Genomic DNA, 20,307 nt, shown 5'->3' with positions numbered 1-20,307 from the left:
CGTTCGGAACCGGAGGATCAGTCCGGGACTATAGGCAAAAATCCTGCACCTTGCAGGACATCTTTCGCCATAGCGGCAGAAATCTTACGTCCCGATGACAAGGCCGCCTCGTCCAGCAGGCGCGTCACGGCGGCGATGGCGGCATAGCTGCGCTCGATCCGGCGCAGCAGCCATTGCGGCAAGTCCGCCGCATAGCTTGCCCCGGCCGATGCCAGGAACCGATCGATCAGGGCATGCGCCAGCGCCTCGTCCGGCTGCTCCAGCGCGACATGGGGTGCCGCCGCCAGCCTCGACCGCAGGTCGGGAAGGGCCACCTGCCATTGCGCCGGCGGCGCGTCCGCAATCAGCAGCAGCGGGCGCCGGGCCGTCTGCGCATCGTTCCAGGCGTTGAACAGCGCCTGCTCATCCTGCCCCTGCGCATCGTCGATCATCGTCCCGCCGCTCTGCGCGACGAAATGGCGGCCCAATGTCGAACGGCCCGACAGGGGCGGCCCGCTCAGCACGCTGATCGACAGCGGCCATTCCCGCCAATTCTCCAGATGGCGGACGGCGATGCGATTGGCGTCGCTGACCAGGAAATCCTCGCCGCTCGCCCGATCAGGCCGGTCGAACGGCAGGCTGATCTGTCGCATGGCGCCGGTCATTGGGCGGCGGGGGCTCCGCTTCCCCCGCCCCGGCGGATGCGCAGCGTGTTGCCTGACACGGCGACATTATATCCCTTGGCGGCCAGCGCGGCGCGCAGCGAATCGACGGTGCCGTCGAAGCTCACCTGCATGACCGACGTGCCGCCGAGCGCGAGGCTGCTGGTCGCGGCCGAACGCACGCCCGGGACGGAACGCACGGCGGCCTCGCCCTGCGCGACCGATCCGACGTCGGGCGTGTCGAACTGGATCGCGTAGCTGCGCGTCGTGGCGGAGACCGCCGGCATGTCCAGCGTTTCCACCGGCAGATCGGCCGCATTTTCGATCTCCAGCGCATTGGGATCGACCGGCTCCTCGATGATCAGCGACGGGTCGGGACGCAGGCGGCCATCATTCAGCGCCTGGGTATAAAGCTGGTCGATCCGCTGCGTCGCCTGGTCCAGCATCTGCGGGATCGCGCTGTCGTTGGAAGCGCGCAGGGAAAAGCTGCCGATCAGGAAATTGTCGGGGCCATAGCGCGCGGTGAAGGTGCCGGTCACCGGACCGCCGGGATATTGCCGGTCGAGCCGGGCGATCGGTATCACCACGTCCGCCGCGCCATATTGGTCGAGCAGCACGCGCCACCACAGCCGCCCACGCCGCCCGGTCTGCCCCGCATTCAGCAGGATCGGGTCAGCGATGGACCCCGCCACGCGGACATAGTCGATGGCGCTGTCCCCGGTGCGGAAACGCGCCCAGGCCCTCTGCCATTCGTTGATCCGTTCATAGGACACGGCCGACCCGCCGTCCCACAGCACCGGGATCACCAGCAGCGGCGGCGAATGCACGACATTGCTGCCGGTGACGCCCAGCAACTGGCCGGTCCGCGCCCGGTCGAACATCACGCCCAGCGTGGCGACATAGCGGTTCGGCCCGGCCTGCTCATATTCTATCTCTATGCCCGAGATCATGCCTTCAAGCTGCGAATCGGACAGCGCCGGCGCGCCGCTGCCGCCATGAGTCCGGGCCCACAGCATCTGCCAGGCCCGCCGCTGCGCCAGCCGCCAGCCGGCCGTGCGCGCGCTGTCGGCATCCTTGGCGAAGACGTCGACCTTGACATGGCTCACCTGGAAATCGCCGCCGCTGGCGATCGGGGGCACGCCGCGCTCCCCCTCCATCTGCGCGACCAGAGTCGCGGCAGCGAGGCCAAGCACGATCGCGCCCAGAATCTGGAGAGGGCGCGAAGCCGCGCGAAACAGGTTCAGAGGCCGGAGGGACAGGCCGCGAAGGACAGGAGGCACGTTCACGCGCGTCCTTTTGGCGGGATTTGCCTGCGCTGCCAAGCGGCAACCCATTTCCCGTTTCGTTTTCCCCTCCTTTGTGCGTTATTGGGCTTGTCGCATTTTCTTCAGCGGTCAGATGTTTCCATCTGACCTGAAAATGCTTAGGGGCGACGGCCATGAGCGACACCGAATCCTACAGCTACGCCAAGGCTGGCGTCGACATCGCAGCGGGCAATGCGCTGGTCCGCGCCATCGCCCCGCTTGCCAAGGCCACCCGCCGCCCCGGCGCCGACGCGGAACTGGGCGGCTTCGGCGGCTTCTTCGACCTGAAGGCGGCCGGTTATGACGATCCCTTGCTGGTCGCGGCCAATGACGGCGTCGGCACCAAGCTGAAGCTCGCCATCGACCACAATGCCCATGACGGCGTCGGCATCGATCTTGTCGCCATGTGCGCCAACGACCTGATCGTGCAGGGCGCCGAACCGCTCTTCTTCCTGGACTATTATGCCACCGGCAAGCTGGAGAGCGGCGTCGCCGAACGCGTGATCGCGGGGATAGCGGAGGGCTGCAAGCAGGCCGGATGCGCCCTCATCGGCGGCGAAACGGCGGAAATGCCGGGCATGTACGGACCGGGCGACTATGACCTCGCCGGTTTCTGCGTCGGCGCGGTGGAACGGTCCAGGGCGCTGACCGGCAACAAGGTGAAGGCGGGCGACGTGCTGCTCGGCCTCTCCTCTTCGGGGGTGCATTCCAACGGCTTCTCGCTGGTCCGCCGCCTCGCCGCGGACAAGGGCTGGAAGCTCGACCGGCCGGCGATCTTCGACAATGAGGTGCTGCTGATCGACGCGCTGATGGCCCCGACGCGCATCTATGTGAAGTCGCTGCTGCCGCTGGTCCGCTCGGGCAGGATCAATGCGCTGGCCCATATCACGGGCGGCGGCCTGCTGGAAAACATCCCGCGCGTGCTGCCCGACGGTTGCCACGCCGTGGTCGACGCCGATGGCTGGGAACAGCCCCGCCTGATGGCCTTCCTGCAGGCCCAGGGCAATATCGAGCCGGAAGAGATGGCGCGCACCTTCAACTGCGGCGTCGGCATGGTGCTGGCGGTGGACGCAGGCGCAGCCGATGCCGTGGCCGCCGATCTTGAGGCGGCGGGCGAAACCGTGCTGCGGGTCGGCATGGTGGAAGCAGGCGAACGGGGCTGCACGGTCAGGGGCTCCCAGGAAACGTGGAGCGCCAAGGCCGAATGGACCGCCACCCATCTGGGGTGAGTCGCGCGAACCGGACGGGGACTGTGCAAGTGAAGGCAAAGGTCGGCGTTCTGATTTCCGGACGTGGCTCGAACATGGCGGCGCTGCTCTATGCCGCCAGGCATCCGTCCTGCCCCTATGAGCTGGTTCTGGTCGCCGCCAACGACCCCGAAGCCCCCGGCCTGAAACTCGCCGCCGCAGAGGGCGTCCCCACCTTCGCGCACAGCCACAAGGGGCTGAAGCGCGCCGAGTTCGACCGGATCGTCGACGCGCAACTGCGCAGCGCCGGCGCGGAATATGTCGCGCTCGCCGGCTATATGCGCCTGCTCTCGCCGGAATTCGTCGCAGGATGGGAGGGCCGGATGCTCAACATCCACCCCAGCCTGCTGCCCAGATACAAGGGCCTCGGCACGCACCAGCAGGCGCTTGACGCCGGCGATTCCCATGCCGGCTGCTCGGTCCACATCGTCACCGCGGAACTGGACGACGGGCCGGTGCTTGGCCAGACCGCGGTCGCGATCCTGCCCGGCGACACCGCCGAGAGCCTGGCCGCGCGCGTCCTGATGGCGGAGCATCAGCTCTATCCCCGCATGCTGGCGGAATTCGTCACCCGCGAACGCCAGCCCGAATGGCTGCTGAACAAGGTCAGGGAACACGCCCTTGCCCTGCCGCAGGCGGATGAGGTCACGTCCCATGGCATGCCCTGCTTCGGCATCGAAAAGGGCAAGAAATTCGCCTATTTCTCTCAAGGTAATCACGGCGACGGCGTCATCGCCATCCTCGTCAAGACGACGGCGCCCGAAGAACAGGCCATGCTGATCGAGAGTGACCCCGCCCGCTATTACCGCCCCGCCTATTTCGGCGACGGCTGGGTCGGCATCAAGCTCGACCTCGGCGATACGGACTGGGACCATATCGGGGACCGCCTGGACAAGAGCTGGCGCACGGTAGCGCCGCGAAAGCTGTTGGGATTGAAGGATATCGCCGATCAGTTCTGAGCGGCGCTTCAGGGCGCTTTGATTTTCTCCTGTTTTCCCCCCAGATAGGCAGCCATGACCGACACCGCCCCCCCTCCCGCCCCCGCCCCGCAGGCCGCCATCGAGATCACCAACCTCTCCAAGGTCTACAAGGGCGGGAAGCAGGCGCTCGACAACATCAATCTCACCATTCCGCGCGGGCAGATATATGGCCTGCTCGGCCCCAATGGCGCGGGCAAGTCGACCACGATCAACATCCTCGCGGGCCTGGTGAACAAGACCAGCGGCATCGCGCGGATCTGGGGCTTCGACATCGACCAGAACCCCCGCAACGCCAAGAACAGCATCGGCATCGTCCCGCAGGAGATCGTCTTCGACCCCTTCTTCACGCCGTTCGAGACGCTGGAGAACCAGGCGGGCTATTATGGCGTGCCCAAGGACCGCCGCCGATCGATGGAATTGCTGCGCGCCGTGCATCTGGAGGACAAGGCCAACGCCTATGCCCGGACGCTTTCGGGCGGCATGAAACGCCGCCTGCTGGTGGCGAAGGCGATGGTGCATTCGCCGCCGATCCTGGTGCTGGACGAACCGACCGCCGGCGTCGACGTGCAGCTTCGCCAGCAGCTCTGGGCCTATGTGCGGGAATTGAACCGGCAGGGCGTGACCATCGTGCTGACCACCCACTATCTGGAGGAGGCCGAGGAGCTGTGCGACCGCATCGGCATCATCAACCATGGCAGGGTCATCACGGACAAGCCGACCCGCGAACTGATCGCCATGGCGCAGGAGAAAGTGGTGCAGGTGACGGTCGACCGCGACGTGGTGACGCCCCCCGCCGACCCCAGTTTCGAGAAGATAGAATTGTCCGACGAACGCACGCTGACGATCACCTATATGAAGAACCGCGCCAATGCGGGCCAGGTGCTGAGCGCCGTGCAGGCGAGCGGCCTGTCGATCGTGGACGTGGTAACGCGCGACCCGGACCTGGAGGATGTGTTCCTCAACCTGACCGCCGCGGCCTGAGCGAGTAAGTAAATGCCCATCACTACCTATGACGTCGTCATCATCGGTTCCGGCGCGGCGGGGCTGACGGCCGCCATCAACCTGGCGCAGGATCGCAAGGTCGTGGTCCTTGCCAAGGGCGCGCTCGACGGCGGCTCCACCAACTGGGCGCAGGGCGGCATTGCCGCCGTACTCGACGCCGGTGACAGTTTCGAGGCGCATATCGACGACACGATGGTCGCGGGCGCGGGCCTGAACGACCGCAGCACGGTGGAATTCGTCGTCTCGGAGGCCCCAGCCGCCATCGAGCGGCTTGCGGAACTGGGCGTGCCCTTCAATCCCAATGAGGAGGGGAGCGGGGAGGAATTCGGCGAGCGCTGGCACCTGACTCGCGAAGGCGGCCACAGCCACCGCCGCATCGTCCATGTCGACGACGCCACGGGCCACGCCGTTCAGGTCGCGCTGCTGAAGGCCGCCCGCGCCAATCCGAACATCACGCTGCTGGAGGACAGGGTCGCCGTCGACCTCATCACCAGCCGCCATGGGGAGAAATATTCGGGCGACGGCCATGTCTGGGGCGTCTACGCCTTCAACAAGCAGAGCAAGCATGTCGACGCCATAGTGGGCAAGGCGACGATCCTCTGCACCGGCGGCGCGGGCCGCACCTATCTCTTCTCCACCGCGCCCCGTGGCGCGACCGGGGACGGCATCGCCATGGCCTGGCGCGCGGGCTGCCGCGTCTCCAACATGGAGATGAACCAGTTCCACCCCACCTGCCTCTACAATCTGGAGGTCAAGAATTTCCTGATCACCGAAGCGGTGCGCGGCGAAGGCGGTCACCTCAAGCTTCCCCCCGGCGTGCCGGGCGGTGGCGAGCGGTTCATGCCCCGCTTCGACGATCGCGCCGAACTGGCGCCGCGCGACGTGGTTGCCCGCGCCATCGACCATGAGATCAAGCGGCTCGGCCTCGACTATGTCCATCTCGACATCAGCCACAAGCCGCCGGAATTCGTGCGCACCCATTTCCCGACCATCTATGCGCGCCTGCTGGACCTCGACATCGACATCACGAAGGAGCCGATCCCGGTCGTCCCGGCGCAGCATTATACCTGCGGCGGCGTTGTCATCGACCTGGACGGCCGCACCGACCTGCCCGGCCTCTATGCCGCGGGCGAAGTCACGGAAAGCGGCCTGCACGGGGCCAACCGCCTCGCCTCCAACTCGCTGCTGGAATGCTTCGTCTTCGGGGAAGCCGCCGCCCGGCATATCCGCGCGCATTGGCACGAACTGCCCGCCCCTCCCCCGATCCGCCCCTGGGACGAAAGCCGCGTCACCAATTCGGACGAGGAAGTCATCGTCCAGCATAACTGGAAGGAAATCCGTCGCTTCATGTGGGACTATGTCGGCATCGTCCGCACCACCAAGCGGCTGGAGCGCGCCCAGCACCGCATCGACCTGCTGGCCAAGGAAGTGGACGAATATTACGGCCATTTCCGCGTCACGCCCGACCTGATCGAGCTGCGCAACCTGCTGGAGGTGGCACGGCTGGTCGTCCGGTCGGCCCTGCACCGGAAGGAAAGCCGGGGGCTGCATTACACGCTCGACTATCCCGACATGCTGGCGCAGGCGGTCGATACGGTGCTGGCGCCATGAAAGAAATGGCGCAACGCGGGTCGCGCTGCGCCATCAGTCGGAGGAGTGACGCGAGGAGAAGCGTCGGCCTGTATTTAGCGCCGCCGACTCGCCCCGCCCTTGATCGGCGTCAAATCGGCTTCAGGAAATCGCCCAGGATCGCGTTGAAGCGCGCCGGCTGATCCGCCATGACGACATGGCCGCTGGGGCCGACGGGCACCAGCCGGACGCCACGCTTGGCGGCATAGGCGGCGCGGAAGGTACGGCCGATGTCGCTCGCCTGCGCCGCGTCGCTGCCGACGGCATAGACGACCTCCATCGGCGCGGCGAGCCGCGCCAGTTGCGGCCCCAGATCGACATTGGCCAGATCGCGCAGCGCATTGGCGATGACGTCCGGATCGCTGCCGCGCGCGCCCGGCATTTCGGCCAGCATCTGCGCCAGATAGGCACGGCCTGCCTTGGTGCCCGTGAAATATTGGCCGAGTTGATCGGCGAGGAACCCCATGCCCTGCGCCGTGCCGCCGACCATCGCCGCTCCTTCGGGCAACATGTCGACCACCATCAGCCGCCCCGCCAGCCCCTTGAGGCCCAGCATCATCGCCAGCGTGCCGCCCATGCTGTGGCCGACAATAGCGGGCCGTTCCAGCCCGGCCGCCGCGATATAGCGGGCAATCTCATCCGCCACCGGCTGGACCAGCGGCCCGCTGGCATTGGCCTCCGCCGGCAACCCCGCAAAACCCCGTACATGCACCAGATGCCAGCGATAGCCCGAAAGCGCGCCGACCACCCCGTTCCACAATCCCGGCCCGCTCGCCAGGCCCGCGATCAGGACGACGTCCCGCCCCGTGCCGCGCCCCGTGCCCCGCATCGTGACGGCGATCCGGCGGGAGGCGAAGGGCGCCGCCCAGGCCCCCGGCGCCAGCACCCCGCCCGCCAGCAGCAGCGCCGCGCCCTGCATCATCACCCGTCTGTTCATCACTGCACGCATGCCCGCCTTCTTGCAGCCCACCGCCTGAACCTCAACTGAGTTAAGGCGGGCTTTGTTCAGCCTCCTTACATCGCGTTTGTGGAATCGTTCGTCGCATGATTCTTGTCAGCCGCCGCGCGTGCGAACCCTAATGAAACAGGAGAGTGCGGGGATTTTGATGACCGATTTCAAGCGAGGGCGCAAAGGGCGTCCAAATGGCGGCAATGGCGGCTCCGTCCGGCTTGTCCTGTTGATGGCGGCGCTGTCGGCCTGCGTCAGCGCGCCGCAGCAGCCTTATGCCGCGGTCCGGCAAAAGCCCCAGCCCACCACGGCGACCTTCCCGATCAAGCCGGTCGCCAATCCGCCCAAATCCTTTGACAGCCTGAATGTCGACCAGCGGGAAACGCCCCCGCCTGCCCTGGTCAGCGTCGTCCGCAATCTCGGCCAGAGCTTCAACGGCAAGGTCGGCATCGCGGTGCGCCGCGTCGGCAGCGACTGGACCGTCGCCTGGAACGGCAATCTGCTTTTCCCGCAGCAGAGCGTGTCGAAGCTGTGGGTGTCGATGACCTTCCTCGACGCCGTGGACCGCGGCAAGATCCGCCTCAGCGACAGCACCACCATCACCAGGAAGGACCTGACCCTCTTCCATCAGCCCAGCGCGGCGCTGGTCGGCAATTCGGGCTGGACCACCACCTATTCCGACCTGATGCGCCGCGCCATGACGCAGAGCGACAATACCGCCAACGACACGCTGCTGCGCGCCGTCGGCGGGCCGGACGCGGTGCGCAGCTATCTTGCCCGCCGCTATATCAAGGATATCCGCTTCGGCCCGGGTGAACGGCTGCTGCAATCCACCACCGCCGGCCTGGAATGGCGGCAGGATTATTCCATCGGCCGCAATTTCTACGCCGCCCGGGCCAAGCTGCCCATGTCGGCGCGGCAGAAGGCGCTGGACAATTATCTCGCCAGCCCGCCCGATGGCGCGGCGCCCTCTTCCATCGTGCACGCCCTGGCAAAGCTGAAGCAGAACGACATGCTCTCCCCGGCATCGTCGCAACTGCTGCTCTCGATCATGGGCGAGGCGAAGACCGGACCGCAACGCATCAAGGGCGGCGTGCCGGCCGGCTGGCACTATCTGCACAAGACCGGGACGGGGCAGGAACTGGGGGCGCGCTCGACCGGCTTCAACGACATCGGCATCATGACCGCGCCCGACGGCACCTGCTATGCGGTCGCGGTGATGATCGGCAGCACCACCGAACCGATCCCGGTACGCTGGCAATTGATGCAGGCCGTCGCGAAGGCGGTCGTGGCGAACCACGAGGCGCGGTAGCCCGGAAACGCAACCTGCTCCTGCGCGGGCAGGAGCAGGTTGTTCATGAGGCCAGGCGTCAATCCAGATTCGGCCGCAGCCAGCGCTCCGCCGTTTCCAGATCCACGCCGCGCCGCTGGGCATAATCCTCCAGCTGGTCCCGCCCGACCCGCGCCACGCCGAAATATTCGGCCTGCGGATGCCCGAAATAAAAGCCGCTGACCGCCGCCGTCGGCAGCATCGCGAAGCTCTCCGTCAGCGAAATCCCGGTCGCATGATGCGCGTCCAGCATGTCGAACAGCAGAGGCTTCAGGCTATGCTCCGGGCAGGCCGGATAGCCCGGCGCCGGTCTGATACCGCGATATTGCTCCTTGATGAGCGCTTCGTTGGTCAGCTGCTCGCCCTCGGCATAGCCCCAGAGCGCGGTGCGCACATAATGGTGCAGCCGCTCCGCAAAGGCCTCCGCCAGACGATCCGCCAGCGCCTTGAGCAATATGTCCGAATAATCGTCGATGGCGTTCTTGAACCGCGCCAGATGCGGTTCGATGCCGTGGATCGACACGGCAAAGCCGCCCATCCAGTCCCCGTCATGGCTGATGAAGTCGGCCAGGCACATATTGGCGCGGCCCTCCCGCTTGGCGATCTGCTGGCGCAGCATCGGCAGGGTCACATGCTTTTCATCCTCGACATGGACAATGATGTCATCGCCCTCGCGGCGGCAGGGCCATAAACCCGCGACGCCGCGCGCGGTCAGCCATTTTTCGTCGATGATGCGATCCAGCATCGCCTGCGCGTCCTTGAACAGGCTGGTCGCGCTTTCCCCGACGATCTCGTCATCGAGGATCGCGGGATAATTGCCCGCCAGTTCCCAGGCGCGGAAGAAGGGCGTCCAGTCGATATAGTTGCGCAGGTCCTTCAGGTCCCAGTCCGGGAAGCGATGGACGCCGGGCAGGCGCGGCTTGCCGGGCTTCAGGCTCTCGTCGATCTCGAAACCGTTGGCGCGGGCATCCTCGATGCTGACCAGCGCGCTCTGCCCCTTGTTGGCGCGGGCGACGCGGACATGCTCATAATCATCCTTGGTCTTCTGGACGAAGTCGTTCCTCTGCGTCTCCGACACCAGCGCCGTCGCCACACCGACCGCCCGGCTGGCGTCCAGCACATGTACGACCGGGCCGGTAAAGGCCGGATCGATGCGCAGCGCGGTATGCACTCTGGACGTGGTCGCGCCGCCGATCAGCAGCGGTATCGTCATCTGCGCGCGCTGCATCTCCGTCGCCACCGTCACCATCTCGTCCAGCGAGGGGGTGATGAGGCCGGAAAGCCCGATCATGTCGGCATCATGATCGTTGGCGGCCTTGATGATGTCCTGCCACGGCACCATCACGCCCATGTCGACCACCTCGAATCCGTTGCACTGGAGCACGACGCCGACGATGTTCTTGCCGATATCATGGACGTCGCCCTTGACCGTCGCCATGATGATCTTGCCCTTGCCCTTGGCGCCGGGTTCCTTCGCCGCCTCGATGAAGGGCAACAGGTGCGCCACCGCCTTCTTCATGACGCGGGCGGACTTCACGACCTGCGGCAGGAACATCTTGCCCGCACCGAACAGGTCGCCCACGACATTCATGCCGTCCATCAACGGGCCTTCGATGACCTGAATGGGCTTTTCGGCGGCGAGGCGGGCTTCCTCCGTATCCTCGACCACATACATGTCGATGCCCTTGACCAGCGCATGTTCCAGCCGCTTGGCGACCGGCCAGCCGCGCCATTCCTGCGCGGCCTTTTCGGACGCCGCATCCTTGCCCTTGAAGCTCTCGGCCAAGGCGACGAGGCGATCGCCCGCCTCCGGATCGCTGTTCAGCAGCACATCCTCGCACGCCTTGCGCAGCGCCGGGTCGATGGCGTCATAGACGTCCAGCTGGCCCGCATTGACGATCGCCATGTCGAGGCCAGCCGGAATGGCGTGATAGAGGAAGACCGAATGCATCGCCCGGCGCACCGGCTCATTGCCGCGGAAGGAGAAGGAGAAGTTCGACAGCCCGCCCGAAATATGGACATGCGGGCAGCGCTTCTTGATCTCCCGGCACGCCTCGATGAAGTCGACGCCGTAATTATTATGCTCCTCGATCCCCGTCGCCACCGCGAAGATATTGGGGTCGAAGATGATGTCCTCGGGCGGGAAGCCAATGGTCATCAGCAGCTTGTAGGCGCGCTCGCAAATCTCGACCTTGCGGTCCTTGGTGTCGGCCTGCCCCGTCTCGTCGAAGGCCATGACGACCACCGCCGCGCCATAGGCCATGCACAGCCGCGCATGATGCAGAAAGGCCTCCTCGCCCTCCTTCATGCTGATCGAGTTCACGACCGGCTTGCCCGAAACGCATTTCAGGCCCGCCTCGATCACCTCCCATTTGGAGCTGTCGATCATCACCGGCACGCGGCTGATGTCGGGCTCCGACGTCATCAGCTTGAGAAAGGTCGTCATCGCCTCCACGGCGTCGAGCAGGCCCTCGTCCATGTTGACGTCGACAATCTGCGCGCCATTCTCCACCTGCTCGCGAGCGATGTCGATGGCGGCGGCATAATCGCCCGCCATGATCAGCTTCTTGAACTTGGCGGAGCCCGTGACGTTGGTGCGCTCGCCGATATTGACGAAAGTGGCGGTGGATTGTTGGGTCATTTCAGCCTTCTTTTTCCCGCTCACGGGAAGGGACGCTGGTCTTAAGCAGCGATGTGCATCGGTTCGAGGCCCGCGAGCCGCGTCACCACCGGCAGTTCCGGCACTTGCCGAGGCTTGTGCCCGGCCAGCGCCTTCGCCACCGCGCCGATATGCGCCGGCGTGGTGCCGCAGCAGCCCCCGACCATATTGACCAGCCCCTCATCCACCCACTGGCGGATCAGGCTCGCGGTCGTTTCCGGCAACTCATCATATTGCCCCAGCTCATTGGGCAACCCGGCATTGGGATAGGCCAGGATCAGCGTATCCGCATTCTTCGCCAGCTCGCTCAGATAAGGCCGCAGCAGATCCGCCCCAAAGGCGCAGTTCACCCCGATGGTCAGCGGCTTCAAATGCCGCAGCGAATACCAGAAGGCATTGATCGTATGCCCCGACAGGTTGCGCCCGGACATGTCGGTGATGGTGAAGCTCAGCATCAGCGGCACGGGCCGCCCCGCCGCCGCCTCGGCCTCTCGCGCCGCCATGCCCGCCGCCTTGGCGTTCAGCGTGTCGAAACAGGTCTCGACCAGCAGGAAATCGACCCCGCCCTCGATCAGCGCGTCGCACTGCTCGCGATAATCGGCCTTCAGCGTGTCATAATCGACCTCGCGATAGGCCGGATCATTGACGTCCGGCGATATCGACAGCGTCTTGTTCGTCGGCCCGATCGACCCCGCGACAAAGCGCGGCCGCCCATCCTTCGCCGTCGCCGCCTCGCACGCCTTGCGGGCAATCCGGGCGGCGGCGATGTTGATCTCCCGCACCAGATGCTCGCATCCATAGTCGGCCATGGCGATCTTGGTGGAACTGAACGTATTCGTCTCGATCATGTCCGCCCCGGCGTCGAGATAGGCGGTGTGGATGCCCTCGACGATATCCGGCCGCGTCAGGCACAGAAGGTCGTTATTCCCCTTCTGGTCCTTCGCGAGGTCCAGCGATCCGCGATAATCAGCCTCGGTCAGCCCATGCTTCTGGATCGACGTGCCATAGCCGCCGTCGAAAATCATGATCTTCTCCGCCGCAACGGCGCGGAAGCGTTCCTCGGCGGTCATGCCGTCTTCTCCAAAGCAGCCGGCCGAAGCCCGAGCAGATGACAGATCGCATAGCTCAGTTCCGCCCGGTTGAGCGTATAGAAATGAAAGTCGCGCACCCCGCCGGCATAGAGCTTGCGGCACAGTTCCGCCGCCAGCGTCGCGGAAACCAGTTGGCGCGCGGCGGGCAGGTCGTCCAGCCCCTCGAACAGCTTGCCCATCCAGCCCGGCACATCGGTGTTGCACATGGCGGACATGCGCTGGACCGCCGCGAAATTGCTGACCGGCATGATGCCGGGGATGATCTCCGCATCGATCCCCGCCGCCGCCACCGTGTCGCGGAAGCGGAAGAAGGTGTCAGGCTCGAAGAAGAATTGCGTGATCGCCCGCGTCGCGCCGGCGTCCAGCTTGCGCTTGAGATTGTCGATGTCGCCCTGCGCCGACAGCGCGTCGGGATGGGTTTCGGGATAGGCCGCCACCGAAATCTCGAACGGGTGGCGCTTCATCAGGCCCTCGACCAGTTCGGCCGCGCCGCTATAGCCCTCGGGATGGGGCTGGAACTTCGCGCCCGCTTCGGGCGGATCGCCGCGCAGCGCGACGATATGCCGCACGCCCGCCTCCCAATAGGCGTCCGCCACCTCATCGATCTCGGCCCGGCTCGCCGCCACGCAGGTCAGGTGCGCCGCCGCCGACAAGGGCGTCTCCTTCGCGATCCACGCCACCGTGCTGTGCGTGCGTTCCCGCGTCGATCCGCCCGCGCCATAGGTCACCGACACGAATTTGGGCGCCAGCGGCGTCAGCGTCTGGATCGCGGACCAGAGCTGCTCCTCCATCTTCTCGGTCTTGGGCGGGAAGAATTCGAAGCTCACATTGATGTCGCCCGCCAGATCGGCATAAAGCGGCGCCTGCCAGGATTGCCGGGCCTCATCGACGGAAGATAAGCTCAAGGTCATGCGGAAAGTCGTCCTTCGATAGGCAGGATGCGCGCGCCACGGCGGCGGCCCAGCCATAATTGCACCGTCAACTCCTGGCCGGGCAGCACATCCACCCGTTCCAGATCCAGGCCCGCTTGCCCGAACCAGCTTTCGATCTGCTCGTCGGAAAAGCCCAGCCGCGCATGCTGGTCGCGCAGCCTGAGTTCCTCCCGTTCATGCGCCGCGAAGTCCGCTATCAGGACGCGGCCACCCGCCGTCGTCACCCGCGCCGCCTCCTCGATCACCGCCTCGGGCGCCTGCGCATAGTGCAGCACCTGGTGCAGGACCACCGTATCGGCGCTGCCCGGTTCCAGCGGCAGGGCGCCGAAATCGCCCAGCACCAGCGCATATTTGTCGCCCGCATCCTCGGGCAGCTTGGCCCGCGCCAGCCGCAGCATGTCCGGGCTGCGGTCCAGCGCCGTGACCTGCTCGGCCAAGGGACCGAACAATTCGATCATCCGCCCCGTCCCCGTGCCGATGTCGAGCAGATGACCGATCGGCTCCGCGCCCAGCAGCGCGGTCATCGCCGCCTCCACGTCGCCCTCCGGCACGTGCAGCGACCGGATCGCATCCCATTCCTCGGCATGTTCGGCAAAATAGCTTTCCGCCGCGCGGGCGCGATCCGCCCGCACCGCCGCCAGCCGGGCGAGGTCGGCCTTCTGCCACAAATCCTCGCGCTCGGAAGGGGCAAGATGATCGAAAAGCGTCAGGAACGGCCCGATCTCGTCGCCCTTGCCCAGACGCAGAAAAACCCAGTTGCCTTCCTTGCGCCGCTCCACCAGACCGGCTTCGGCCAATATGCGGACATGGCGGGACACGCGGGGCTGGCTTTGCCCCACGACCTGCGCAATCTCGCCCACCGCCAGTTCCATGGCGCGCAACAGATAGATGATGCGCAGCCGCGTCGGGTCGCCCAAGGCCCGGAAAATGTCGAGTGCTGCGCTCATGGACAGATCATATAAAGAATTCTTTATATGCGTCAATGGCCGTTTGAAACTGCGCCATTCATCACCCCGCACCCCCCAATCACGGGCTTGAAGCACGATTGGGATTGCCATGAGTCACGGGATTCATTACGAATCGCGGCGCAGACGCAATGGGGGGTGAACTTTTCTCCGAGAGTGGTCTGCACCGTTATTATTCTCAGAGAGGGGTTAACCCATGACCAAGTCGATTGCTCTTTCGCTCGTTCTCGCCGCGTCGCTCGGCCTGGCTGCCTGCTCGGGCGGTGCGGAAAATGCCGCCAACGCCTCGGCCAATGCCGCGGAGAACGCTTCGAACGCTGCCGACAACGCCATGAATGCCGCGATGAACGCTGCCGACAACGCTTCGAACGCCGCTTCGAACGCTGCCAACACGGCCAGCAACGCCGCCGGCAACGCGATGTAATTCCCGTCAGGGAATCGTCTGGAATGGGCCGCGCCGGCAACGGCGCGGCCTTTTTCTTTGCCGGAACCGATGGCCGCAAAGAAAAAGGGCCGCCCCAATGGAGCAGCCCTCGTCCTTTTCCGTCTATCGGCGGATCAGCAATCCCGGTCGATCGCCCGACCGGCCAGCGCACCCACGCCCGCGCCGATGATGGCGCCCGTGGTGCCGTCGCCGCGACGGCCATAGCGGCCGCTGCCCTTGCCTACTTCGTTGCCCAGCAGGCCACCGGCGATCGCGCCGATGATGGTGCCGCCCGTGCCATTGTCCCTGCAGCGATAACCGCCGCGATAACCCCGATAGCCGCGATAATAGCCATCACGATAATATCCGCCGCCACGATAATAGCCGTCGCGATATCCCCGATAACCCCGGTCGCCGCGATAATAGTCGCCGCGCTCATAATGGCGCCCCCAACCGTCGCGGGCCATGGCCGGCGTTGCGGTGGCGGCGAGCGAGGCAACGCCCATCGCCAGCGCCGCCCCCATATTGATCAGAAACTTCGTCTTCATGGCGTTGCTCCTCATTAGCCATAAATCCCGGCAGGCCCTTCCCACGGAGGACTCGCCAATGATTGCAGCCCTTTTGCCCGATTCGCATTGAGCCAAGCCTGAATGGCGATGTCAGCCACCGTTCAGTATTGGAGCGACCGCAACATGCCTTATCGCGCTTTTCAGGGGCCGGCGCCAGCGCCGCGAAAAACCCTGCACGCCTGCCGATTATCCCCTATGGCAGGGGGCGATGCGCCGAATCCTGATCGTCCTGCTGCTCACGATCCTGCTGCTGCCCGCGCCGCACAAGAACAAGCCTGAACCTTTCGGCCCCGGCCCGCTGCTGGTAAGCGCCCGCGCCCTGCCCCTGAATGCGGCCGATCCTGCCCAGCGCACCCTGGGACCGCTGCACTATCTGGAAGGATGGCAACTCAGCAGCGCCCATCACGGCTTTGGGGGCATCTCCTCCCTGCTGGCCGAACCCGATGGCCAGATCCTGGCGCTCAGCGATTCCGGCACGCTGATGGGCTTTCATGTCGGCCCCGGCAAGGCGCAACGGCATCCCTTCATCGCCCCTCTTCCCATCCGGCCGCAGGACCGGGATCGCCCCTGGTGGGCATGGGATTCGGAGGCGATGGCCCTCGACCCGACGACCCAGCGCTATTGGGTGGGTTTCGAGCTGCAACAGATGATCTGCCGCTACTCCCCCGGCTTTGCCCGTGTCGAGGCTTGCCGCACCTGGCCGGACATAGAGGCCTGGCCGGAAACGGGGTCGATCGAATCGCTGGCGCGCCTGCCCGACGGGCGCTTCCTTATCCTCGCGGAAATGGGGATGACCCCGGACGGCAGCCATGACACGCTGCTGTTCGCGGCCGACCCGGCCGAAGCCTCGACGGCCGCCCCCATGCACCTGCGCTATGTGCCGCCGCGCGGTTATCGCCCGACGGACGCCGTCGCGCTGGACGACCGGCATGTGCTGGTCCTCAACCGGCGCCTGACGCTGCAGGAATTGTTCACGGCAACCCTGGCCGTCATCGAACTGCCGGCAAAGCCGCGTCCCGGCGATCGCCTGAAGGCGCGCGAACTCGCCCGGCTCGCGCCGCCCCTGCTGGCCGACAATTTCGAGGGACTGGCGATAACGCGGGAGGATGGCCGCAGGGTCGTCTGGATCGCATCCGACGACAATCACGAATTCTTCCAGCGCACCCTGCTGCTGAAATTCGCACTGGACTGGCCGGAATAGGGCAGACCGGCGGCCCTTGAGAAACCTGACCCCGCCCAACGCAAAAAAGCGGCCCGTCGCCGGGCCGCTCCTTCAAGCGAACGAATCGAACCGAATCAGGCGGCGACCGCGGCCTTCTTCTTCACGATGTCGCGCTTCAGGCGGCGCGCCTTCAGCGACAGCTTGTCGTCGCTGGTCTTCAGCAGCCAGTTGTCCAGGCCGCCATTATGCTCGACCGAACGCAGACCATGGGTCGACACGCGCAGCTTCACGGTCGTTTCCAGCGCTTCGGAGATCAGCGACACGTTCTGCAGGTTGGGCAGGAACACACGCTTGGTCTTGTTATTGGCGTGGGAAACATTGTGACCCACCTGGCGGCCCTTGCCGGTCAGCTCGCAAATGCGCGACATAGTCAATCAACCTTGTAATTCGGGTTCGTTCGGAAAGCGGCGCGGATAACGGGATTCCCGACGCTCGTCAACCCGCCCAGCGCCTTTCCGGGCCGCAACCCTTTCCGACTCATGAGCGTTGATGCGCCATAAGCCAAAGGAGGCGGAAATGCGATTCATTGGTGGCCTGTTGCTGATCGTGCTGCTGGTCCTCGCTGGCGGCATCGCCACCGGCTTCATCGACCTTCAGAAAACGCAGGAGGGGCGCCTGCCGGAAATCGCCGTCAAGGGCGGCTCCCTCCCCAAATATGAGGCCAGCGTGGCCAGGGTGGAGGTCGGCAAGCGCAAGGAGACGGTCGAATTGCCGACCGTGGACGTGCAGAAGCCCTGAGAGCCGTCAGGAAACGGGCGGAAGCGCGTATTTGAGTCGCCGCACCGCCCCTCTCCCGCAAAGGCCGTTCATCCTGTAAGGGCGAAGCCCATGTCTTCGCCCTTTCCCCTGCCTGATCCGATGCGGCGCGCGCTCGACCTCGCCCATGCCGCCGCCCAAGCAGGCGAAGTGCCCATCGGCGCGGTCGTCACCCTCGACGGCCGCATCATCGCCGAGGGGGAAAATCGCAACCGGCGCGACAATGATCCCACCGCCCATGCCGAAATGGTGGCGATCCGCGCGGCCGCCGCCCATCTGGGCGATTTCCGCCTTACCGGCTGCGACCTCTGGGTGACGCTGGAACCCTGTCCGATGTGCGCCGGTGCGATATCCCACGCCCGCATCGCCCGCCTCTATTATGCCGTGGCGGACCCGAAGGGCGGTGCGATCGAACAGGGGCCGCGCCTCTTTGCCCAGCCGCAATGCCTCCACCGGCCGGAAGTCTATGGCGACCTCGCCACGGCAGAGGCATCAACGCTGCTCAGGGATTTTTTTCTCGCCCGGCGCTGAATAATCGATGCGATAGAGCGTGTAGGGCAGCGTCATCCCCGCCTTCAGCGGCACCGGCTTCAGCCAGCCCGGCACCTCGCCCCGCATCAGACCGGCATAAAAGCCCTTTGGGCTGCGCGCCTGATAGATGGTGCCTTCGGGGAAGCCGGGGCAGACCAGCAGATAGGTGGCATGGTGCTTCGCGGCGATCGGCCGGAACGCGTCGGCGGGGCCGTCATAGGCATGATGCATGTCCAGGATCGTCGCGCCATTGCGATGATAGGGGCCCGCCACGGCGCTGTGGTGCGTGGCGACGATCAGGCGCGGCCCCAGGTCGACCATGGTGAAGATGGTGGCGGCCGGCAACTGGTCGAGCACCTGCAGCGCCGGCAGGGTGCGGCACCGGCCATTGGCCTTGTCGATGGCTTTGCGGCGCTGCTGGGTGCTCGGCTTCTGCGGCTTGGGCTGCTCGCCCGTGGCCCTGACCCAAAGCTGGTTGATCTGCGGATAAAGCGGCGTTGCAAAGGCTGCCCCGGCCAGCGCGGCCACCCCCAGCGCCGCCGCCAGGCGCGCGGCGGGCCTTCCCGTCCCGATCAGGCACAGCAGCCGATAGGCGGCCCAGGCGGCCGGAGGTATGGCCAGCAATTGCGCCGCCGGTCCGGCGCGAAGCTGCCAGAAGAGCAGCGCGGTGGAAAAGAGCATCATCAGCCCCACCGTCGCCCAGGCCCATAGCCGGTCCGCATCCCTGCGCGCATCCCACAGCGCCCAGAACAGGCCGATCAGGCCAGCCGCCGGAATGGCCATCAACGGCACGACCAGACTGCGCGCCTGCACCGTTATCGGCTTGGCCTCGCGGATATTGGCCAGCCACAGCCTCTCCAGTTCAGGGGAGATCTGATAGGCGCCCGACAGGCATTGCGGCCAGTTGATCCAGGCGAAGGCCGCCACCGCCGCACCCACCAGCACACCCGCTCCCAGCCGCGCGGGCCAGCTTTTGAGCGGAAGCAGCGCCAGCAGCACCATCCCGGCCGACGCCGTCGCAAAGATCGCCACCCAGATGGGCGAGATCGCGTCGCACACCATTTCCCGGTTGGCGTAGCTCGCGAACAGCACGAACAGCACCGATGTCGCTCCGCCCAGGCTGATGGCATAGGGCAGCATCCGCCGCGCCGCGCCATCCTTGAATACCCAGCGCAGCGCGATCAGCGCGCCCCCTGCCGCCAGATAGACGATCATCTCCATGCCGATGGTGATGGAAAGCGCGCTGCTCACGCCCGCGACGATGCCACCGCGCAGCCAGTTGCGGTCGACGACGCCCGCCAGCATCAGCACGGTGAACGCCAGTTGCCAGCCATGATGGTCGATCCGCATCGGCAGGAACATGCTGATGCCCATCTGCGCGGCGAAGGGCGCCAGCGCGGCGAGGAACCAGCTGTTCCCGCCCGCCAGCCGCCGCGCGATGAAGCCAAGGCCCAGCATCAGGGGCAGGAGCGGCAGCATCGGCGCGATGCCGCAGGCCAGCCGGTCGGCCAGCCCCTGGTCCAGGAAGGCGCGGAAGAACAGCATCAACCCCGCAAGCGGCAGGTCCACCAGCCGCGACCAGTGGATGTTGAACCCGGCGGGCGGATCGAGCCGATATTGCCGCAGATCGTACCACGCCTGCCCGGCGAGCCAGTCCTTCACCTGCAGATAGCGGATATTGTCGTCCGTATCGCTGAGCGTCAGCCAGTGGATCTGCGGCCAGCGGGTGGCGATCATATAGGCCATGGCGCCGATCCACAGCAGCACGGTCAGCCATTTCCAGTTGCGTTCCGCATAGTCGGAGAATTTCGCCGCGAGAGAGGCGACATGAGCGCGCAGGGCAGGCCAGCTTTGCAGTTTCATGGTGGCTCGATTAGAGGGATTGCGAGCGAGATGGAACATCTGGCGGCTCGGAAATCCCGGAAAACAGAGATGCTGGAATGATTTCCAAGCGATCGGAACCGATCGCTGGTCAGGAAATCGCGGAAAACAAGGAATCCAGCGCGGCAATCTGATTCAATCAGATCGAAACCCGCTCTAATGGCTTTCAGGTTCAATCCGAACCGGAAAGCCATT

The 20,307-nt window shown here is 65.6% G+C and carries 19 protein-coding genes; 9 read left to right on the top strand and 10 right to left on the bottom strand.

Going from position 1 to position 20,307, the window contains the following annotated elements; all coding sequences use genetic code 11:
* Window positions 1-17 precede the first annotated feature (17 nt).
* Both MRBLMC3_RS21340 and MRBLMC3_RS21335 read right to left on the bottom strand, forming a co-directional pair.
* On the bottom strand, window positions 18-632 hold the full coding sequence (locus MRBLMC3_RS21340) for a chromosomal replication initiator DnaA (protein WP_363756693.1): 615 nt from the start codon (window positions 630-632) through the stop codon (window positions 18-20).
* An 8-nt stretch (window positions 633-640) separates the two neighbouring features.
* A complete protein-coding gene (locus MRBLMC3_RS21335; RefSeq protein ID WP_363756591.1) occupies window positions 641-1,927 on the bottom strand; it encodes a heavy-metal-associated domain-containing protein in 1,287 nt (428 codons plus the stop codon).
* 152 nt (window positions 1,928-2,079) lie between these two features.
* On the opposite strand from MRBLMC3_RS21335, the gene purM reads away from it, so the two are divergent.
* The 4 genes from purM to nadB are packed head-to-tail and all read left to right on the top strand — an operon-like array spanning window position 2,080 to window position 6,785.
* The gene (gene purM / locus MRBLMC3_RS21330; RefSeq protein ID WP_363832178.1) at window positions 2,080-3,174 is read left to right on the top strand and encodes a phosphoribosylformylglycinamidine cyclo-ligase; all 1,095 of its coding nucleotides are present in this window, start codon (window positions 2,080-2,082) and stop codon (window positions 3,172-3,174) included.
* The gene (purN, locus tag MRBLMC3_RS21325; RefSeq protein WP_363832175.1) at window positions 3,150-4,151 is read left to right on the top strand and encodes a phosphoribosylglycinamide formyltransferase; all 1,002 of its coding nucleotides are present in this window, start codon (window positions 3,150-3,152) and stop codon (window positions 4,149-4,151) included. The genes purM and purN overlap by 25 nt, the downstream gene beginning before the upstream one ends.
* A 54-nt stretch (window positions 4,152-4,205) precedes the next feature.
* Entirely contained in the window at window positions 4,206-5,153 is a 948-nt protein-coding gene (locus tag MRBLMC3_RS21320) for an ABC transporter ATP-binding protein (protein ID WP_363832172.1), read from the top strand.
* Between the two features lie 12 nt (window positions 5,154-5,165).
* Window positions 5,166-6,785 (top strand): L-aspartate oxidase, encoded by a 1,620-nt coding sequence (gene nadB / locus MRBLMC3_RS21315; RefSeq protein WP_133653611.1) that lies wholly within the window; start codon window positions 5,166-5,168, stop codon window positions 6,783-6,785.
* A 109-nt stretch (window positions 6,786-6,894) separates the two neighbouring features.
* On the opposite strand, the gene MRBLMC3_RS21310 is transcribed toward nadB, so the two are convergent.
* A complete protein-coding gene (locus MRBLMC3_RS21310; RefSeq protein WP_363832169.1) occupies window positions 6,895-7,752 on the bottom strand; it encodes an alpha/beta fold hydrolase in 858 nt (285 codons plus the stop codon).
* Window positions 7,753-7,909: 157 nt separating this feature from the next.
* Here MRBLMC3_RS21310 and MRBLMC3_RS21305 point away from each other — a divergent pair, with 157 nt between their 5' ends.
* Window positions 7,910-9,064, top strand: a complete 1,155-nt coding sequence (locus MRBLMC3_RS21305) for a serine hydrolase (RefSeq protein ID WP_363832167.1) — start codon at window positions 7,910-7,912, stop codon at window positions 9,062-9,064.
* Window positions 9,065-9,122: 58 nt separating this feature from the next.
* Here the strand turns inward: MRBLMC3_RS21305 and metH are convergent, their stop codons facing one another.
* The 4 genes from metH to MRBLMC3_RS21285 are packed head-to-tail and all read right to left on the bottom strand — an operon-like array spanning window position 9,123 to window position 14,711.
* Window positions 9,123-11,723, bottom strand: a complete 2,601-nt coding sequence (gene metH, locus MRBLMC3_RS21300) for a methionine synthase (protein WP_363832165.1) — start codon at window positions 11,721-11,723, stop codon at window positions 9,123-9,125.
* 41 nt (window positions 11,724-11,764) lie between these two features.
* The gene (locus tag MRBLMC3_RS21295) at window positions 11,765-12,811 is read right to left on the bottom strand and encodes a homocysteine S-methyltransferase family protein (RefSeq protein WP_363756583.1); all 1,047 of its coding nucleotides are present in this window, start codon (window positions 12,809-12,811) and stop codon (window positions 11,765-11,767) included.
* The gene (gene metF, locus MRBLMC3_RS21290; protein ID WP_363832162.1) at window positions 12,808-13,743 is read right to left on the bottom strand and encodes a methylenetetrahydrofolate reductase; all 936 of its coding nucleotides are present in this window, start codon (window positions 13,741-13,743) and stop codon (window positions 12,808-12,810) included. Before metF ends, MRBLMC3_RS21295 begins: the two co-directional genes overlap by 4 nt.
* A complete protein-coding gene (locus MRBLMC3_RS21285) occupies window positions 13,740-14,711 on the bottom strand; it encodes an ArsR/SmtB family transcription factor (protein ID WP_363832159.1) in 972 nt (323 codons plus the stop codon). Before MRBLMC3_RS21285 ends, metF begins: the two co-directional genes overlap by 4 nt.
* Before the next feature lie 214 nt (window positions 14,712-14,925).
* On the opposite strand from MRBLMC3_RS21285, the gene MRBLMC3_RS21280 reads away from it, so the two are divergent.
* A complete protein-coding gene (locus MRBLMC3_RS21280; protein ID WP_133653604.1) occupies window positions 14,926-15,153 on the top strand; it encodes a circumsporozoite protein in 228 nt (75 codons plus the stop codon).
* A gap of 134 nt (window positions 15,154-15,287) precedes the next feature.
* Here the strand turns inward: MRBLMC3_RS21280 and MRBLMC3_RS21275 are convergent, their stop codons facing one another.
* A complete protein-coding gene (locus MRBLMC3_RS21275) occupies window positions 15,288-15,701 on the bottom strand; it encodes a glycine zipper 2TM domain-containing protein (protein WP_133653603.1) in 414 nt (137 codons plus the stop codon).
* Between the two features lie 229 nt (window positions 15,702-15,930).
* Between MRBLMC3_RS21275 and MRBLMC3_RS21270 the strand changes: the two genes are divergently transcribed.
* Window positions 15,931-16,923: an esterase-like activity of phytase family protein gene (locus MRBLMC3_RS21270; protein ID WP_363832156.1), complete on the top strand. Its 993-nt coding sequence runs from the start codon at window positions 15,931-15,933 to the stop codon at window positions 16,921-16,923.
* A 95-nt stretch (window positions 16,924-17,018) separates the two neighbouring features.
* On the opposite strand, the gene rpmB is transcribed toward MRBLMC3_RS21270, so the two are convergent.
* Complete coding sequence (rpmB, locus tag MRBLMC3_RS21265) at window positions 17,019-17,312, bottom strand: 50S ribosomal protein L28 (RefSeq protein ID WP_133653601.1); 294 nt, start codon at window positions 17,310-17,312, stop codon at window positions 17,019-17,021.
* A gap of 148 nt (window positions 17,313-17,460) precedes the next feature.
* Here rpmB and MRBLMC3_RS21260 point away from each other — a divergent pair, with 148 nt between their 5' ends.
* Window positions 17,461-17,682, top strand: coding sequence for a hypothetical protein (locus tag MRBLMC3_RS21260; RefSeq protein ID WP_025549933.1), 222 nt, complete (start codon window positions 17,461-17,463; stop codon window positions 17,680-17,682).
* 90 nt (window positions 17,683-17,772) lie between these two features.
* The gene (locus MRBLMC3_RS21255) at window positions 17,773-18,231 is read left to right on the top strand and encodes a nucleoside deaminase (RefSeq protein WP_363832153.1); all 459 of its coding nucleotides are present in this window, start codon (window positions 17,773-17,775) and stop codon (window positions 18,229-18,231) included.
* Here MRBLMC3_RS21255 and MRBLMC3_RS21250 read toward each other — a convergent pair.
* Window positions 18,193-20,094 carry a hypothetical protein gene (locus MRBLMC3_RS21250; protein WP_363832151.1) on the bottom strand — a complete coding sequence of 634 codons (1,902 nt, stop codon included), beginning with the start codon at window positions 20,092-20,094 and terminating at the stop codon, window positions 18,193-18,195. The genes MRBLMC3_RS21255 and MRBLMC3_RS21250 overlap by 39 nt on opposite strands.
* Between the last annotated feature and the right edge of the window lie 213 nt (window positions 20,095-20,307).

It is taken from the genome of Sphingobium sp. LMC3-1-1.1 (assembly GCF_040676285.1).
GTDB lineage: Bacteria > Pseudomonadota > Alphaproteobacteria > Sphingomonadales > Sphingomonadaceae > Sphingobium.
This window is presented reverse-complemented; position numbering and strand designations above follow the sequence as displayed.